Annotated in this window: 18 protein-coding genes; 14 read left to right on the forward strand and 4 right to left on the reverse strand. The window is 60.0% G+C overall.

Annotation, left to right across the window (positions count from 1 at the left end; all coding sequences use genetic code 11):
- Positions 1–11: 11 nt before the first annotated feature.
- The 12 genes from FHP24_RS23110 (at position 12) to FHP24_RS23165 (ending at position 12,087) form a co-directional block, all read left to right on the forward strand.
- Positions 12–701, forward strand: coding sequence for a phosphoribosyltransferase (locus tag FHP24_RS23110; protein WP_139678577.1), 690 nt, complete (start codon positions 12–14; stop codon positions 699–701).
- A 178-nt stretch (positions 702–879) separates the two neighbouring features.
- Positions 880–1,929 carry a dipeptidase gene (locus FHP24_RS23115; RefSeq protein WP_139678578.1) on the forward strand — a complete coding sequence of 350 codons (1,050 nt, stop codon included), beginning with the start codon at positions 880–882 and terminating at the stop codon, positions 1,927–1,929.
- A gap of 49 nt (positions 1,930–1,978) precedes the next feature.
- Positions 1,979–3,619 (forward strand): ABC transporter substrate-binding protein, encoded by a 1,641-nt coding sequence (locus FHP24_RS23120; protein WP_139678579.1) that lies wholly within the window; start codon positions 1,979–1,981, stop codon positions 3,617–3,619.
- 235 nt (positions 3,620–3,854) lie between these two features.
- Positions 3,855–4,859 carry an ABC transporter permease gene (locus tag FHP24_RS23125; protein WP_394344664.1) on the forward strand — a complete coding sequence of 335 codons (1,005 nt, stop codon included), beginning with the start codon at positions 3,855–3,857 and terminating at the stop codon, positions 4,857–4,859.
- On the forward strand, positions 4,856–5,788 hold the full coding sequence (locus FHP24_RS23130; RefSeq protein WP_139678581.1) for an ABC transporter permease: 933 nt from the start codon (positions 4,856–4,858) through the stop codon (positions 5,786–5,788). Before FHP24_RS23125 ends, FHP24_RS23130 begins: the two co-directional genes overlap by 4 nt.
- Positions 5,785–6,636 (forward strand): ABC transporter ATP-binding protein, encoded by an 852-nt coding sequence (locus tag FHP24_RS23135; RefSeq protein ID WP_139678582.1) that lies wholly within the window; start codon positions 5,785–5,787, stop codon positions 6,634–6,636. Before FHP24_RS23130 ends, FHP24_RS23135 begins: the two co-directional genes overlap by 4 nt.
- Complete coding sequence (locus tag FHP24_RS23140) at positions 6,633–7,385, forward strand: ABC transporter ATP-binding protein (protein ID WP_139678583.1); 753 nt, start codon at positions 6,633–6,635, stop codon at positions 7,383–7,385. The genes FHP24_RS23135 and FHP24_RS23140 overlap by 4 nt, the downstream gene beginning before the upstream one ends.
- A 122-nt stretch (positions 7,386–7,507) precedes the next feature.
- Positions 7,508–9,031, forward strand: coding sequence for an ABC transporter substrate-binding protein (locus FHP24_RS23145; protein ID WP_139678584.1), 1,524 nt, complete (start codon positions 7,508–7,510; stop codon positions 9,029–9,031).
- 205 nt (positions 9,032–9,236) lie between these two features.
- Positions 9,237–10,184, forward strand: coding sequence for an ABC transporter permease (locus FHP24_RS23150; RefSeq protein ID WP_139678585.1), 948 nt, complete (start codon positions 9,237–9,239; stop codon positions 10,182–10,184).
- Complete coding sequence (locus FHP24_RS23155; RefSeq protein WP_139678586.1) at positions 10,184–11,008, forward strand: ABC transporter permease; 825 nt, start codon at positions 10,184–10,186, stop codon at positions 11,006–11,008. Before FHP24_RS23150 ends, FHP24_RS23155 begins: the two co-directional genes overlap by 1 nt.
- Before the next feature lie 279 nt (positions 11,009–11,287).
- Complete coding sequence (locus tag FHP24_RS23160) at positions 11,288–11,629, forward strand: DUF883 family protein (RefSeq protein ID WP_139678587.1); 342 nt, start codon at positions 11,288–11,290, stop codon at positions 11,627–11,629.
- Positions 11,629–12,087: a hypothetical protein gene (locus FHP24_RS23165; protein WP_139678588.1), complete on the forward strand. Its 459-nt coding sequence runs from the start codon at positions 11,629–11,631 to the stop codon at positions 12,085–12,087. Before FHP24_RS23160 ends, FHP24_RS23165 begins: the two co-directional genes overlap by 1 nt.
- Positions 12,088–12,275: 188 nt before the next feature.
- On the opposite strand, the gene FHP24_RS23170 is transcribed toward FHP24_RS23165, so the two are convergent.
- Complete coding sequence (locus tag FHP24_RS23170; protein ID WP_139678589.1) at positions 12,276–12,842, reverse strand: RNA polymerase sigma factor; 567 nt, start codon at positions 12,840–12,842, stop codon at positions 12,276–12,278.
- Positions 12,839–13,033 (reverse strand): NepR family anti-sigma factor, encoded by a 195-nt coding sequence (locus FHP24_RS23175; RefSeq protein WP_139678641.1) that lies wholly within the window; start codon positions 13,031–13,033, stop codon positions 12,839–12,841. Before FHP24_RS23175 ends, FHP24_RS23170 begins: the two co-directional genes overlap by 4 nt.
- 162 nt (positions 13,034–13,195) lie before the next feature.
- Here FHP24_RS23175 and FHP24_RS23180 point away from each other — a divergent pair, with 162 nt between their 5' ends.
- Positions 13,196–13,990 (forward strand): response regulator, encoded by a 795-nt coding sequence (locus FHP24_RS23180; protein WP_139678590.1) that lies wholly within the window; start codon positions 13,196–13,198, stop codon positions 13,988–13,990.
- Positions 13,991–14,362: 372 nt separating this feature from the next.
- Positions 14,363–15,304 (forward strand): sensor histidine kinase, encoded by a 942-nt coding sequence (locus tag FHP24_RS23185; protein WP_139678591.1) that lies wholly within the window; start codon positions 14,363–14,365, stop codon positions 15,302–15,304.
- A gap of 329 nt (positions 15,305–15,633) precedes the next feature.
- Here FHP24_RS23185 and FHP24_RS23190 read toward each other — a convergent pair whose 3' ends face one another.
- Complete coding sequence (locus FHP24_RS23190) at positions 15,634–16,560, reverse strand: ABC transporter permease (protein WP_139678592.1); 927 nt, start codon at positions 16,558–16,560, stop codon at positions 15,634–15,636.
- Positions 16,553–17,563, reverse strand: coding sequence for an ABC transporter permease (locus tag FHP24_RS23195; protein WP_139678593.1), 1,011 nt, complete (start codon positions 17,561–17,563; stop codon positions 16,553–16,555). Before FHP24_RS23195 ends, FHP24_RS23190 begins: the two co-directional genes overlap by 8 nt.
- Between the last annotated feature and the right edge of the window lie 108 nt (positions 17,564–17,671).

Genomic DNA, 17,671 nt, shown 5'->3' on the forward strand with positions numbered 1-17,671 from the left:
ACAAGCGATAGATGGAAGAAGCGATGCAGCCGCACGAGTTCTGGCAGGCGATCCACGCGCCGGGAAGCTTCGCTGAAGAAGGACCGTTTTCGGGCTTCTTTCCTGCCAGACTGGAGCGTGGCGAGCAGATCAGGCTGCCAATCCGGTCGCTGTCCGACGGCAACCATGCGCTGGCATCGTTGATCATCAACCAGGCGAGTTTCGACGTGCAGGATGCGCTGGCCGCCGATCTGGCGCCGAAGATCGCAGCCTTGCGTCCAGAGGTAATCGTCGGCCTGCCGACACTGGGCTTGACGCTTGCGGCCGCAGTGGCGCGGATGCTGGGCTTTGCCCGTTACGTGCCGCTCGGGACGTCGAAGAAATTCTGGTACGACGAGGAGCTTTCCGTGCCGCTTTCGTCGATCACTACGCCCGAACAGGAGAAGCGGCTTTATGTCGATCCGCGGATGATGCCGCTGATAAAGGGCAAGCGGGTGGCGCTGATTGACGACGTGATCTCGTCCGGCACCTCGATCATTTCCGGCCTGACATTGATGACCTCGCTCGGCATCGAGCCTGTGGTGATTGGTGCGGCGATGCTGCAATCGGATCGCTGGGAGACGAAGCTCGACGATTATGGCTCGCAGTGGCGGGGCCGCGTGGTTTCCTGCTTTCGTACGCCGATATTGAGCAAAGCGGGTGACGCGACGTGGTCGGTATGACGACTATTCGACCGGATCGCTAATGATAAAAGTTCTTTCACGCGAAAGACTTCGCGTGAAAGAACTCTTGTTCGCCCAAGGCGACGCAGCTTCATTTTCGGCTTGCGGACATGGGATTGGTGACTAGGATCGTCGCCACCCACCCCAAGACCCAAGCGGAATTATCAGGAAGAATTTGATGGAACTGGTGTTCGACGGCCATAACGATGTGTTGTTGCGGCTCTGGCGGAACATGAAGGCGGGGGGCGATCCCGTTGCGGAATTCACGAACGGCACGGCGGAAGGCCATATCGATGCGCCAAGGGCGCGGGCCGGCGGACTGGCCGGTGGTCTGTGCGCCATCTACATCCCTTCCGGCGATCTCGTGCTGAAAGATCCCGAGCCGGACGGAAGTTATGTGACGCCGCTCGCAGCCCCGCTCGACTATGCTCCGTCGCTGGATATCGGGCTGGAAAAGGCCGCGATCGCATTGCGGCTCGATCGCGCCGGTGCCTGGAAACTGTGCCGGACGACGGCAGATATTCGCCAGGCGATGAACGATGACGTCTTCGCGGCGGTCCTCCATATGGAAGGCTGCGAGCCGATCGATGGCGATCTCGACAATCTCGACGTGTTTTACGCGGCCGGCCTGCGGTCGCTCGGGCCGGTGTGGAGCCGCCACAACATATTCGGCCATGGTGTGCCATTTGCCTTTCCGATGACGACCGATACCGGGCCGGGGCTGACCGATCTCGGTTTCGAACTGGTCAAGGCCTGCAACAGGCTCGGCATCCTGATCGATCTGTCGCATATTACCGAAAAGGGTTTTTGGGACGTGGCCAAAACCTCCGACCAGCCGCTGATCGCCAGCCACTCCAATGCGCATGCGCTGACGCCGGTGGCGCGTAACCTCACCGACAAACAGATGGATGCGATCAAGGACAGTGGCGGGCTCGTGGGCCTGAACTATGCCGTTACCATGCTGCGCGATGACGGGCTGGATATTGCCGCGACGCCGCTTTCCGACATGGTTCGTCATGTGGACTACATGGTGGAGCGGATGGGGATCGATCACGTGGCGCTCGGATCGGACTTTGACGGCTGCACCGTGCCTGTCGAAATCCGCGATTCAGCGGGTAACCAAAATCTGGTTGCAGCTTTAAAAACAGCGGGATACGCTGGTGAGGATTTGGCCAAGCTGACCCGAGAGAACTGGTTGAGAGTTCTTAAGCAAGCCTGGCACGAATAACGGCTTAAAACCGGCCGAACATGAGCAAATGAAAACAGGGGAACTGATCATGCTCCATTCACTCCGCACTTCCGTCCGAGTGCTCTCGACGAGTGCCGCACTTTCGCTGCTGCTCGCTGCAGCACCGCAGGCTTTCGCGGCAACGCCGGCCGACACGCTGGTCGAAGGTTTTGCGATCGACGACATCATCACCATCGATCCGGGCGAAGCCTTCGAGCTTTCCACCGCCGAAGTGACCGCCAACACCTACAGCAAGCTCGTCATGCTGGATCCGGCCGACACGTCCAAGGTCATCGGCGATCTGGCGGCCAGCTGGACGGTTTCCGACGACGGCATGACCTATACGTTCAAGCTGAAACCGGACCTGAAGTTCGCTTCCGGCAATCCGCTGACCGCCGAGGACGTGGCGTTCTCGTTCGAACGTGCCGTCAAGCTCGACAAGTCGCCAGCCTTCCTGCTCACCCAGTTCGGGCTGACCGGTGACAACGTGGCCGAGAAGGCCAAGGCAACCGCTCCCGACACGTTCACCTTCACCGTCGACAAGGCCTATGCGCCGAGCTTCGTGCTGAACGTGCTGACCGCGACCGTCGCTTCCGTCGTCGACAAGAAAGTGGCGACCGAACATGCCAAGGCCATGACGCCTTCGGCGGACTACAAATACGACAGCGATTTCGGTAACGAGTGGATGAAGACCGGTTTTGCCGGTTCCGGCCCCTACAAGGTTCTCGCATGGCGCGCCAACGAAGCCGTCATCATGGAAGCCAATCCGAATTATTACGGTGAAAAGCCGAAGCTGAAGCGCGTCATCTACCGTCATATGAAGGAAAGCTCCGGCCAGCGTCTGGCACTGGAAAACGGCGATATCGACGTTGCCCGTAACCTCGAGCCGAACGACGTGGATGCCGTTTCCAAGAAGGAAGGCATTTCGCTGACTTCCGCACCGAAGGGCACGATCTACTATTTCAGCCTCAACCAGAAAAACGCCAACCTGGCCAAGCCGGAAGTAGCGGAAGCGTTCAAGTATCTCGTCGACTATGATGCGATCGGCGCGACCCTGATCAAGGGTATCGGCGAGATCCACCAGACGTTTCTGCCGAAAGGCCAGCTCGGCGCTCTGAACGACAACCCTTACAAGCTCGACGTGGCCAAGGCCAAGGAACTGCTTGCCAAGGCAGGCCTCAAGGACGGCTTCACCGTGACCATGGATGTGCGCAACACGCAGCCGGTGACCGGTATTGCCGAAAGCGTGCAGCAGACGCTGGCGCAGGCAGGGATCAAGCTGGAAATCATTCCGGGCGACGGCAAGCAGACGCTGACCAAATACCGCGCCCGCACGCATGACATCTATATCGGCCAGTGGGGTTCGGACTATTTCGACCCGAACTCAAATGCCGAAACCTTCACCGTCAACGCGGACAATTCCGACGAAGGCAAGAACAAGACGCTCGCCTGGCGCAATGCCTGGGACGTGCCGAAGGACCTTTCCGACGCCGGCAAGGGCGCGCTTCTCGAAAAGGATGCCGCAAAGCGCGCGGCCACCTATGAAGACCTGCAGAAGAAGGTTCTGGCGCAGAGCCCGTTCGTGATCGTCTTCCAGCAGACGGAAGTGGCCGGTTATTCTTCGAAGCTGAAGGATTTCAAGCTCGGCCCGAGCTTCGATACCAACTTCGTCTATCCGGTCTCGAAGTAATAGACGGGAGGCTGTTGGCTGAACCGTTGCGCCTTGCGCGGCGTCATCCTCGGGCCTGTCCCGAGGATCTATTGACGGTTCCAGATTGTGATCCGTTGTAGATGCCCGGGACAGGCCCGAGCATGACGTCGAGTGGGTGGCGATTTTTGTCAATCCTCTCAAGGAGAACTCCTTGACGCTTACCGATACGACGGCAGTGACGCGGCGCAACCGGCGCCGTGCTTCCTCCTTTGGTATGGCCGTGGCCCGTTTCGTGGTCACGGTCGTCACCACTTTTCTCGGCCTTCTGGCCGTCACGTTTTTCATTGGCCGCGTGGTGCCGATCGATCCGGCGCTGGCCATCGTCGGCGACCGGGCGCCGGCGCATGTGGTGGAGCGCGTGCGCGAACAGCTCGGGCTCAACCTGCCGCTTTACCAGCAGTTCTGGATCTATATCAAACAGGCGCTGACGGGTGATTTCGGCATTTCGGTGCTGACTACCAACCCGGTCATGACCGACATCGCGCGGGTCTTTCCCGCGACGATCGAGCTTGCCACGATCGGCACGATCATCGGGGCGCTGATCGGGATTCCGCTCGGGGTTCTGGCCGCGGTCAAGCGTGGTTCGATCGCCGACCAGATCGTGCGCGTGATCGGGCTGATCGGTTATTCGGTGCCGATCTTCTGGCTCGGCCTGCTGGCGCTGGTTCTGTTTTATGCCAAGCTCGGCTGGGTCGCCTATCCGGGCCGCATGGACATCGTCTACGAATACACGTTCACCCCGATGACGGGTTTCTTCCTGTTCGATGCCATGTGGCAGGGGCAATGGGACGTGGCATGGGATCTGTTCCGCCACATCATACTGCCCGGCGGCTTGCTCGGTTATTTCTCGCTCGCCTATATCAGCCGCATGACGCGCTCGTTCATGCTCAACGAGCTGCAACAGGAATATGTCGTCGCGGCACGGGCCAAGGGACTTTCGGAAACGCGGATCATCTGGTTCCACGCGCTGCGCAATGCCGCCGTGCCGCTGGTGACCGTGATCGCGCTCTCCTATGCCGGCCTGCTTGAGGGCTCGGTGCTGACCGAGACGATCTTTTCGTGGCCGGGGCTCGGGCTCTACATCACCAATTCGCTGCAGAATGCCGACATGAATGCGGTGCTCGGCGGCACGATCGTCATTGGCGCGGTGTTCATTGCCATCAATATATTGTCCGATCTTCTCTACCGGACGCTCGACCCGAGGACGAGAAGCCGATGAGCGTGATCGAAGCGACACTGAAACCCTACAGCCGGGAATGGCTGCTTTCCGAACAGCCGACCTCACGGCATCAGGCCCGGCTCGGCCGCGCCTATGTGATCTGGCGACGGTTTTCCGCCAACCGGCTGGCGCTTGCAGGCCTCGGCATCATCATCCTTCTGATCCTTGTTGCGATCTTTGCAGATGTGCTGGCGCCGCATAATCCAGTGCAGGGCGACCTGCGCAATTCGCGACTTCTGCCGCCGGGTTCGGCGGGTTACCTGCTCGGCACCGATGATCAGGGACGTGATATTCTTTCCCGTTTGATCCACGGTTCGCGGCTGACGTTGTTCGTCGTGGTGCTGGTGGCGATCATCGCGGCGCCCGTGGGCCTGATCATCGGCACGGTTTCCGGTTATGCCGGCGGCTGGGTGGATGCGATCCTGATGCGGATCACCGACATCTTTCTCGCCTTCCCGAAGCTGGTTCTGGCGCTGGCGCTGGTGGCGGCTCTTGGACCCGGCATCGAGAATGCGGTGCTGGCGATCGCCGTCACCTCTTGGCCGCCTTATGCGCGTATTGCCCGCGCCGAGACGATGACGTTTCGAAATTCGGAATTCATTTCGGCGGTGAAGCTGATGGGCGCGTCGCCGTTCCGCATCGTGCTGCGGCATGTGATGCCGCTTTGCCTTTCGTCGCTGATCGTGCGTGTGACGCTCGACATGGCGGGCATCATCCTGACTGCGGCCGGCCTCGGCTTTCTCGGTCTCGGCGCGCAGCCTCCGCTTCCCGAATGGGGTGCGATGATCGCGTCGGGCCGTCGTTTCATTCTCGACCAGTGGTGGGTGGCCGCCATGCCCGGTGCGGCGATCCTGATCGTCAGCCTCGGCTTCAACCTGCTCGGCGACGGGTTGCGCGATGCGCTCGATCCGAAGGAGGCGGGGCAATGAGCACTGTTTCCAAAGAAGCGCCATTGCTGACGGTCGATGACCTGCGCGTCAGTTTTCCGACACGCACCGGCGTGATCGAGGCCGTGCGCGGCGTATCCTTCACGCTCGGGCGCGAGCGGCTCGGTATTGTCGGCGAGAGCGGCTCGGGCAAGTCGCAGACGGGCAGGGCGATCATGGGCCTGACGCCGCAGCATGCGCAGATCACCGCCAAGACGCTGAATTTTGCCGGGCGCGACCTGCTGAAAATCTCCAACAAGGAGCGCCGGGATATCCGTGGCAAGCGGATCGGCATGGTTCTGCAGGATCCGAAATATTCGCTGAACCCGGTGATGACGATCGGCCGGCAGATCATCGAGACGCTGAAGACGCACGAGAAGGTCTCGGCTGCCGAGGCCCGGGCACGGACGATCGCGATGCTGGAGGCGGTACAGATCCGCGATCCGGAACGGGTGTTTGCGCTTTATCCGCATGAAGTTTCCGGCGGCATGGGCCAGCGGGTGATGATCGCGATGATGCTGATCTGCGGCCCGGAACTGCTGATTGCCGACGAACCGACATCGGCGCTCGACGTGACGGTGCAGCTGGAAGTGCTGGGCATTCTCGACAAGCTGGTGGCCGAGCGTGGCATGGGGCTGATCTTCGTGTCGCATGACCTGCGGCTCGTCTCGTCCTTCTGCGACCGGGTACTGGTCATGTATGCGGGTCGCGTGGTGGAGGAACTACCGTCGGCCGACCTTTCCAAGGCGCAGCATCCCTATACGCAAGGCCTGCTCAACTGCCTGCCGACGATTGGCACCGATCGGCATCCGCTGCCGGTGCTCGACCGCAAGAAGGAGTGGGCGCTATGACGGCAAACGTTCTTTCCGTCAGGGATATGGTGGTCAGTTTCGACGAGTTCCTGGCGCTCGACCATGTGTCGATCGATGTGGCGGCCGGCGAGAGTTTCGGCATCGTCGGTGAAAGCGGGTCGGGAAAATCGACGCTGCTGCGTGCGGTGGCGGGGCTGAATGCGTTCAGCGCCGGGACGCTGACGATCAATGGACAATCCTATTCCGGCCGGAACCGGTCGAAGGATTTTTACCGCACCGTGCAGATGGTGTTTCAGGACCCCTACGGCTCGCTTCATCCGCGCCAGACTGTCGACCGGCTGCTTCTGGAGCCTTTGGCGATCCACGGGTTCGACAATGTCGATGCCCGCATCATGCGGGCGCTGGACGAAGTGGGTTTGGGGTCCGGTTTCCGGTTTCGCTATTCGCACCAGCTTTCCGGTGGGCAGCGCCAGCGTGTGGCGATCGCCCGTGCACTGATCCTTGAGCCGAAGGTTCTGCTGCTCGACGAGCCGACCTCGGCGCTCGATGCCTCGATCCAGGCGGAAATCCTCAACCTGCTCGAACAGGCGAGGCGCGACCGCAATCTGACCTTCGTGATGGTCAGCCACGATCTCGGCGTCATCAGCCATATGTGCGAGCGGCTGGCGGTGATGAAATCCGGCAAGGTGGTGGAGACCGTGACGGCCGATGCGCTGGAAAGCCATGATTTCGCAGCCGACTATACGCGGCAGCTGCTGATCGCCAGCGAGGGATTTCGCCGCGCGTAAGCGCGTGTTTCAGCAAGATCGGAAGTGTTCGACAGGTGGCGAATGGGCATTGTGTGCAGTTGCGAAATGCCCTTAGACTGCACTCAACAAAGCTGAATGGCGAATAACGGGGAACGTATAGGATGCAGACGATTTTTTCCTGGTCTCAGGTCTCTCGGCGTGGCGTGATGGCGCTTGCGCTCGGCGCGGGCGTTGCCTTCGCGGCCCCATATGCGCAGGCTGCGCCAAAAACCGCAGCGACGATCGGCATGACGGTGGAGCCGGGCGGTCTCGATCCGACGATCGGTGCACAGGTCATGATCGGGCAGGTCACCTGGCAGAATATTTTCGAAGGGCTGACGACGATCGACAAGGCGGGCAAGGTGCAGCCGCAGCTTGCAGAGAGCTGGGACGTGTCGCCGGACGGCAAGACCTACACGTTCAAACTGCGTCAGGGTGTGAAATTCCACAATGGCGTCGCTTTCGATAGCTCGGTCGCCAAGTTCACCCTCGACCGCGCGCGCGGCGCGGACAGCGTCAATCCGCAGAAGCGGTATTTCACTTCGATCGATACGATCGAGACGCCGGATGCCTCGACGCTGGTATTGAAGCTCAAGCAGCCGACCGGCAGCCTGCTTTACTGGTTCGGATGGCCTGCAGCCGTAATGGTGGAGCCATCGACGGCAGCGGACAACAAGACCAATCCTGTTGGCACCGGGCCTTTCGTCTTCGGCAGCTGGGCCAAGGGCACCAAGGTCGATCTAAAGAAGAATGCCGATTACTGGAACAAGCAAGTCTCGGTGAAGCTGGAGACGGCTTCCTTCCGTTTCATCAATGATCCGCAGGCGCAGTCCGCAGCATTGACGGCGGGCGATGTCGATGCGTTTCCGGAATTCGGCGCGCCGGAACTGGTTTCGTCCTTCGAAGGGAACGCCAAGCTGGCGACCGTGATCGGCAATACCGAGCTTAAGGTCGTCGCGGGCATGAACAACAGCCGCAAGCCGTTTTCCGACAAGAAGGTTCGTCAGGCGCTGATGATGGCGGTCGACCGGGCGATGGTCGTCGAAGGCGCGTGGTCGGGCCTCGGCACGCCGATCGGCAGCCACTACACGCCGAATGACCGCGGTTACAAGGATCTGACCGGCGTCTATCCCTACGACACCGAAAAGGCCAAGGCGCTGCTGGCGGAAGCCGGATATCCGAACGGTTTCACCTTTACCATCAAGGCGCCGCAAATGGCCTATGCGCAGCGGACCTCGCAGATATTGCAGGCGCTGTTTGCCGAAATCGGCGTGACGATGAATATCGAAACCACCGAGTTTCCGGCGAAATGGGTAGCGGATGTGCTGAAAGCCGCCGATTACGATATGACTATCGTCGCTCATGCGGAGCCGATGGATATCGATATCTATGCCCGCGACCCGTATTACTTCAACTACAAGAACCCGGAGTTCAATTCGGTTCTGGCCAAGGTGGAGGCCAGCACAGATGCCACTGAACAAGACAAGCTTTATGGCGAGGCGCAGACCATTCTCGCCAATGACGTGCCGGCACTGTTTCTTTTTGTGATGCCGAAGCTCGGGATCTGGGACAAGAAGCTTAAGGGACTTTGGGAAAACGAACCAATCCCGTCGAATGTGCTGACCGAGGTGTTTTGGGAAGAGTGAGGGGCGTTGCGTTGGCATTCGGGGCTTGCCCCTCATCCGCCTGCCGGCACCTTCTCCCCGCATGCGGGGAGAAGGACACTTGCCGCAACCTCTACGTCCCTGACAACGTCGCGCGAGGCACGTTCCCTCGCCCCGTTTACGGGGAGAGGGTTAGGGTGAGGGGCTTGCGCAGAGTTCCCGATGGCAAGTGGAGGCGTGCCAAACCATGATCTCCATCTTCATCCGCCGCATCGTCAGTCTCTTCGTCACGCTGCTCGTTGTATCACTACTCATTTTCACCGTGATGAACCTTCTGCCCGGCGATCCGGCGGCGATCATGCTTGGGACGTCGGCGACACCGGAGACGTTGGCGGCGCTGAGGGCGCAGCTTGGTCTCGATGAACCGCTGGCCGTTCGATATCTGGCTTGGCTTGCTGGCCTCGTTCAAGGCGATCTTGGGCAATCCTATACCTATGGTGTTCCGGTCGCGGGGCTGATTGCCGAGCGTCTTGTCGTGACGCTGCCGCTGGCGCTGATGGCGGTGGTGATGTCGGTTGCGATCGCGGTGCCGCTCGGGGTTGCTGCGGCGCGTCGGCAAAACAGTCTGTTCGACCATGTTGCCGGTGCTTTCTCCTATGTCTCGATCGCGGTGCCGGCCTTCTGGGTTGGGCTGCTTCTGGTGATCGCCTTTTCGACCAAGCTCGGCTGGATGCCGGCAGGGGGCTTTCCCGGCTGGGATGCCGGTTTGTGGGCCGGCCTGACGGCTCTGCTGATGCCGGCCATCGCGCTGGCTCTGCCTCAGGCGGGCGTGCTGACGCGGGTGGCACGCACCTCCGTGCTGGAGGTGATGAACGAGGATTTCGTGCGAACTGCGCGCGCCAAGGGCTTGAGTGACAGCGCGGCGGTCTGGCGACATGCACTGCCGAATGCGCTCATTCCCGTTGTCACCATGCTTGGCATGCAGTTCACCTTCCTGATCGCCGGCGCGGTGCTGGTCGAAAACGTCTTCAACCTTCCGGGGCTCGGGCGGCTTGCCTATCAGGCGCTGGCGCAACGCGACATCATCGTCATGCAGGATGTGGTGCTGTTCTTCTCGGCACTGGTGATCGTGATGAATTTTCTGGTCGATCTCGCCTATGTGTTCATCGATCCGAGATTGAGGGTGACGGCGTGATGGCAGGTGTATTTCGCCGACCGGTGCTGCTGATCGGGCTCGTCGTTTCGCTGACGCTGATTGCCGTGGCGCTCCTTTCGCTTGTCTGGACGCCGTCGCTGCCGTCGAAGATGAACATCGTGCAGAGATTGAAGCCGCCGCTCGGGCCAGGAGGGCTGTTCGGCACGGATCAGTTCGGGCGTGACGTGGCTTCCATGCTGATGGTCGGGGCGTGGAATTCGCTCTCGACCTCGTTTCTGGCGGTGGCGATCGGAGCGAGCTTGGGCTCTGCAGTCGGGGTGATCGTCGCGATGCGGCGAGGATGGCTGGAACTGATCGTGATGCGCGGCTGCGACATCATTTTTGCCGTCCCACCGATCCTGTCCGCGATGATGCTCGGAGCCTTTATCGGCTCGGGTCGTTTTACCGCAATCATTGCCATTGCGGTGTTCATGGTACCGGTCTTTGCGCGGCTGACGCTTGCTGCCGCGCGGCAGATCTGGGCGCGGGACTATGTGACGGCGGCTATCGGCATCGGTCGGTCGAAGACGACGATCACGCTTGTCCATATCCTGCCCAACATTTCCAACCAGATCATCGTGCAGGTGACGATCCAGCTCGGTCTGGCGATCCTGACGGAAGCAGGGCTCTCCTTTCTCGGGCTCGGCATGCCGCCGCCCAATCCCACATGGGGGCGGATGCTGGCCGACAGCCAGACCTTCTTTGCCCAAGCGCCGTGGCTTGCAATCATGCCGGGACTGGCGATCGCGCTTGCGGTGCTGGGCTTGAACATGCTCGGCGATGGCCTGCGTGATCTGCTCGATCCTAAAATGAAATCCGGCTGAGACATTCTCGGTTTTTGTCGTTCAGGATTGGAACAAATTCCTCACACTCACGTTGATCGCGTGCAGCCATTGGCATGCAGGTTTTGTGTTGCCGTGACCGACGGGTAGGGGAGTTATCGCTTGAACGACATTGCCACTAAATCCAGGACAGTTCGCTCCCGGAAAAAGCCGGTCGTGCCGGCCGAGGCGTCAGCGCCGACAAAGCGATCCGCTGTTGCCCCGCGCAAAACCAAGGCATCGCCCGCAGCCAAAACGAACATGATCAAACAGGAGACCGTCATGCCCGCATCGACCTCGACGACGACCGAATTCCCGCGCACCGGTTCTGCCGCTTCGACCAAGGATATCGAAGTCCAGCTGCAGCAGCTACGTGAAGACATTGCCTCGCTTGCCAAGACTGTTGCTGCCGTCGGCAACGAGAAGGCTTACGAGGTGAAAGGCAAGGCCAAGCGTGCTGCAGCCGATGCCACCGATGCGTCCTATCAGATCGCGGAAGCCGCCAAGAACCAGGCTCTGACCTGGGAGCGTGACCTCGAGAACCAGATCCGCGCCAAGCCGATCCAGTCGGTTGCCATCGCCGCCGGCGTCGGCTTCGTGTTCGCACTCCTGTCGCGCCGCTGATGTTTACCGCATTGGGTCCGCTGATCGCATCCTTCGTTGCGATGGATGTGGCGGCGCTGAAACGGAAGATCAGGCGCAACGCGATCCTTTACGGGATCGCGGCTGCGTTTTTATGGACAGCCTACGGGTTGCTGGTGGCGGCGCTCGCCGTTCATCTGGGAGAGCGCTGGGGCCTGCCGATCGCGATGCTGGTCATCGCCGGCGGCATGATCGTCATGGCGTTGTTCATCATCGCCTGTGTGATGATCCTCAATGCCGCCGAGGAACGTCGCAAAAAGCGGGTGGCCGTAGCGAACAGCCAGAGAGCACTGGCCATGACGGCTGCCGTCTCCGCCCTGCCATTGCTGATGAAGTCCAAACCGCTTCTGCTTCTGGCAGCCGTCGGAGGGCTGGGGTTTCTTGTCACCAAGGGTGGCAGCGGGCTTGGCCCGCGACAGGGGCCGCCACCGGCTGAATAGGTTCTTTCAGCTCGATAAAAACAATAAGCCGCTCGGGTTCGGGCGGCTTTTTTGTTGCTCGCGATGGGTCCGTGAGATGTGAGTTGCGGCCCGGCCTGGGTATCTGGTTGGGAATATCGCAAGCTCCTGATCTCCAAAATAAAAGACCGCCGGAGGCGGTCTTTCTGATGATGGTTGGCTGATGAAAATCAGCTACCAAAGGCTCTTGCGGTGATTGCGGCATCGCCGGCATCCGGGCCGTAGTCGCTTTCGCCGGATACGCCAAGCAGTTCCTGAAGTCGGGTACGGGCGCGGGAGACGCGGCTCTTGATCGTGCCGACGGCGCAACCGCAGATTTCCGCGGCTTCCTCGTAGGCAAAGCCGGCGGCGCCGACCAAGACGATCGCTTCGCGCTGGTCTTCCGGCAGCTTGTCGAGAGCCTGACGGAAATCCTGCAGATCGAGACGGCCATATTGTTCCGGGTGAACGGAGAAGCGTTCGGAGAACAGGCCATCACTATCCTGAACTTCGCGGCCACGCTTTCGCATCTGGCTGTAGAATTCGTTGCGGAGGATGGTGAACAGCCAAGCGCGCATATTGGTGCCCGCCGTGAAGCTTTTCTGGTTGGCCCAGGCTTTCATGATCGTATCCTGAACCAGATCGTCCGCCTTGTCGTGGCGGCCGGTCAGGGATACGGCAAAAGCGCGCAGGTTGGGGAGCGACGCAAGCAGGTCTCGCTTGAAGACGCGATCATCGGACTCGCTCTGGGTACTCATTTTGCATCCACCGCCTTGGCGTTTGCCTTTTGAGCATTCTCGGCCGCTTCCAATCGTTCCAGGAGATCGAGGAAACGATCCGGAATGCCTTCTTCCTGCACGGCATCGTAAAACTCCTTCAGCTTCCGGGAAATGGAAGCATTGGGAGCTATGGTACCTGGCTTAATCTGTGAGGGCTGGGCTGTGGTCATATCCTGCTTTTTCGTCTCGTCACTCATAACGCGGGCGCCTGCTTGCAAATTGTCGGGAGTAGAATGCCCGAGATTAAAAAAAGTTCCGTCTTGCGGAACTTATTTTACATTGCCACGTTAATCCCACGTCAATTGCCCAATCGGGCCCAGGGGAGAATTTGTATGTCACTCACCACGCGCGTTGCGTCGCACCTTCCGTATCTCCGTCGGTATGCCCGTGCGGTAACCGGATCGCAGACGTCAGGAGACGCTTATGTGGCGGCCGTTCTGGAAGCGCTGATTGCCGATGTTTCCATTTTTCCGGAAAGCTCGAAGGATCGCGTTTCGCTTTATAAACTCTTCGTCGCAATTTTTGGTTCCACATCCATCGAGATCCGACCGATCGAATCCCCGTTCGCGTGGGAACAGCGGGCGGCGATCAATCTTTCGAACATTCCTTCGCAGGCAAGACACGCATTTCTGCTGATTTCCGTGGAAGGCTTCACGCCTGAGGAATCTGCCGAAGTGCTCGATGTCAGCGTAGCGGAAGTCAACAAGCTACTTGACGAAGCTTCTCGCGAAATCTCGCGTCAGGTCGCGACCGACATCATGATCATCGAAGACGAGCCGCTGATCGCGCTCGATATCGAGCAGATGGTGCAGGATCTCGGCCACCGTGTAACGGGCATCGCCCGCACGCACAAGGAAGCCGTGTCGCTGTTCCAGTCGTCGCAGCCGAAGATGGTGCTTGCCGATATCCAGCTGGCCGACGGCAGCTCCGGTATCGATGCGGTCAACGAGATCCTCAAGACTTCCAACGTGCCGGTGATCTTCATCACTGCGTTCCCGGAACGGCTTCTGACCGGCGAGCGCCCGGAGCCTGCCTTCCTCGTGACCAAGCCGTTCAACCCGGACATGGTCAAGGCACTAATCAGTCAGGCGCTGTTCTTCAACGAGGCGGTCAAGGCGGCCGCGTGAGCGGTTTGATCATCGCTTCGATGCGACAGGAACAAAATTCCACAAACAAGGTTGTGGCACGTCCGCTCAGCCGGCTTGCCACCCCTTGTTTTAATTGTCTTGTGCCTATTCTTAATGATGGTCTGACATTGCAGGTGCGGGGGCAAAGCCTCCGGACCGGCGCGTACGAAGCAGGGGCACCCGGCCGTCTTCATCACGCCGCGCATTTTGGACTCGCTCGCTCAGACGGGCGGTCCTAAGAGAGAAACACGAAAATCCGGTCCCGCCATTGGCGCGGCACGGGATGAAGCGGTAGATGGAGTGGCAAGATTGGCGCATCCGCTGACATGGCAGCACGCTGGTCAGAGTGATGACAAGCTGCGGGAGTTTTTTATGCCCGCGCTCATCGACCTTGGCGCGAGTATCATCATTCAGAACAAGGGGCTGGACTACCTCTACTTCGCCAATCTGCCTGAGGTGTGGTCGCCGGAAGATATTCTGAGCCCAAGCGATGCCGCTCTGTTTGGCGATGAGGTTGCCGATAAGCTGCTTACCCTCAAGCAAGGCATGACGGAAAGCGGCCGGAAGGGTCATATCGAGGTGACCGTCGGCTCAGACCAGATATTCGAATTCCGGGTGCAGGCGGTGGAATTCCAGTCCGGCGGGCTGCACCTCGTGACGACGATCATCGACCGTTCCGAGGAACGGCACCGCGAGCGCCTGTTGCGGGCATTGCTGCGCGAAGTGAGCCACCGTTCCAAGAACCTGCTGGCCATCATTCAGAGCATTGCGATGCAGACGGCGCGTTATTCCGGCTCGCTCGACCTATTCCTGCACAAATTCAGGGGGCGGCTCTATTCGCTGTCGCAAAGCCAGGACCTGATCACCGACTCCAGCTGGCGCGGCGCCTATCTTTTCGATCTCGTGCGGCAGCAGACGGAGAAGTATATGCCGGACAACCGGCATATGGTGAAAATCTCCGGAGACAATGTGTTGCTTTCACCGAATGCCTCATTGCATCTGGGCCTGGCGCTGCACGAACTGGTGGTCAATGCCGTCAGCCATGGCTCGCTGCTGCGTAACGGTCGGCCGATCGAGATAAGCTCGACGCGGGTGAATGCTGATGGGCACGATTACCTCGATATAAGCTGGGACGAGAGATTGAACGGCTCCAACGATGGCGATGCGACGGAGGAGGGATTGAAAGCCCATTTCGGCAGCACCGTGCTCGAAAGGGTCGTGCCGGCTTCCGTCAATGGCAAAGCCGAGTATGTGATCTCCGGTCAGGTCATCAGTTACAAGCTGCGCTTTCCGCTCGATCACGGCGCAGAGTGACACCGCGTCCCGCTACGCCATAAATCATCATATAAAAGTCTTGAGCAGTTTTCGGCGAGTTCCGGACGCCTCGGCGCCGAACCAAAACAGATCCGGCTCGGTTTCCTTGGGAAACCGAGCCGGCTCGTCTCTTCGAGGGGGATTGAAGAGTATGTCCGAAAGCTTTGTAGGGCGGGGGACGGGGGGTCGCCTTCGGACACTCATATAACGAGCGGCAATAAAGAAGGTTCCGGTTTATTTGATAAAAAGATTCAAGCCCTGTCTGGCGGTCTTTGAAAATGAAAACGGCGGCTTTCGCCGCCGTCCATGAATTGCCGGTTGGCCTGCTCTCAGCGCTTCACCGCGCGTGGATCGAGTGCGTCGCGGATAGCATCGCCCATGTAGTTGACGCTGAGCACGGTCATCGAGATGGCGAGCCCCGGCCAAAGCACACGGGACGGCGTGAGCTGCAGGAAGTTGGCGCCATCGAACAGCAGCCGACCCCAGGTGGGGAAGTCCGAAGGAAAGCCGAGGCCGAGGAAGCTCAGCGACGATTCCGTGATGATCGCCGAGGCGATGCCCAATGTTGCCGAGACCATGATCGAGGAGAGCACGTTGGGGAGAATGTGCTTGAGAACGATGCGGTATTCACGCATGCCGCTCGATTTTGCTGCCAGCACGAATTCCTGGCTTTTTATCGCCAGAACGTCGCCACGCACGATGCGGGCGGTGTGCATCCAGCTGGTCACGCCGATGACGACCACGATCAGGATGAAGATGCCGGTTTCAGGGCCGAAAGCGGCACGCAGCGTATCGCGAAAGAGAAGCAGGATGACGAGCAGCAGCGGCAGCAGCGGCAATGCGAGGAACAGATCGGTTATCCGCATCAGCGGGCCATCGAGCCTGCGGAAATAACCGGACAGGACGCCGACCAGCGTGCCGAGAAAAAGTGCCAGCAACATCGCGGTGATGCCGACGGCAAGCGAGATGCGGCCACCGGCCAGGACCTGCGCCAGCATGTCCTTGCCGAGATTGTCGGTGCCGAAAGGATGGGCGAGCGACGGCCACTGGTTCTTGTCGCGGATGTTGATCTGGTTCGGTGCGACCCTGTGGATGTAAGGCCCGACATAGACCGCCAGAAGAATGAAAACGAAGACGATCAGGCCGGCGACACCACCCTTGTGGGCGCTGAACTGGCGCCACATATCGGCCATAGCCGAGCGGGTCGGGGTGGAGGCGATGGCGGGAGCGGGGGAGGCGATGGTCGCGTCAGTCATAACGGATCCTCGGGTCAAGAATGCCGTAAAGTACGTCGGCGATCAGGTTGAAGAGGACGATCAGCACCGCGAAGATGAAGGTCAGCGTCTGGACGAGCGGAATATCCGCACCTTGGACGGCGGTGATGAGAAGCTGGCCAAGGCCATTCACGCGAAAGATCTGCTCGGTAATGATGGCGCCGGAAAAGATCGTCGGCACGCCGAGGGCGATTACGGTGACGACCGGGATCAGGCTGTTGCGCAGGACGTGTACGAGCAGGACGGTCTTTTCCTTTACGCCTTTGGCGCGGGCGGTGCGGACGTAATCCTGGTGCAGGTTGTCGAGCATCGAGGCGCGGACGAAACGGGCGATCTGTGAGGCGTTGTAGAGCGCCAGAACCGCGACCGGCAGCGCCATCTGCCGCATCTGCGCAACGAAGCTCGAAAAGTCCGTAACCTGGAGGTTGGTGTCGTAGACCGACGGGAACCACTGGAGATAGGAGGAGAAAATGACGATCAGCAGCACGCCAGTGAAGAAAGTCGGAACCGAATAACCGACCATCGAGATGAAGGTGCCGATCTGGTCGAAGATGGAATACTGCCTGTAGGCAGAGATGACGCCGATCGGGATGGCGATCAAGATGCCGAAGAGATAGGCGAGGCCGACGACCCAGAGCGTCTGCGGCAGGCGCTGGACGATCAGGTCGACCACGGGGCTGCGGGTTGCCCAGGAGAGCACGCGAAGGCGCTGGCCGTCGCCGAACTGCCAGCCGGTCAATCTTTCCAGAATGTTCAGCGGTTCATTGATGAAAAATTGCTGCAGCCAGGCGAGATAGCGGAAGAAGAAAGGCTGGTCCATGCCGAGCGAGGCACGGATCTGTTCGCGGACTTCGGGCGGAATGGTCAGCGGCAGGTCGCCGGTCGGGTCATTCGGCGCCAGATCGAGCAGCGCGAAGATGACGAAGCTGATGATCAGCAGGGTCGGTATTGCGAAGAACAATCGTCGCAACGTGTATGTGAACATATGAAACTTTCTCCGGGCTGCGCCTCTGCGTCGCCTCGACAGGGCAGTTGCGGGTGGCCGGCGCCGTAGGATTCCGAATTCCTTGTGATCCGGCCCCGCCTTTTGCGG

It is taken from the genome of Aliirhizobium smilacinae (genome assembly GCF_006335145.1).
GTDB classification, from domain to species: domain Bacteria; phylum Pseudomonadota; class Alphaproteobacteria; order Rhizobiales; family Rhizobiaceae; genus Neorhizobium; species Neorhizobium smilacinae.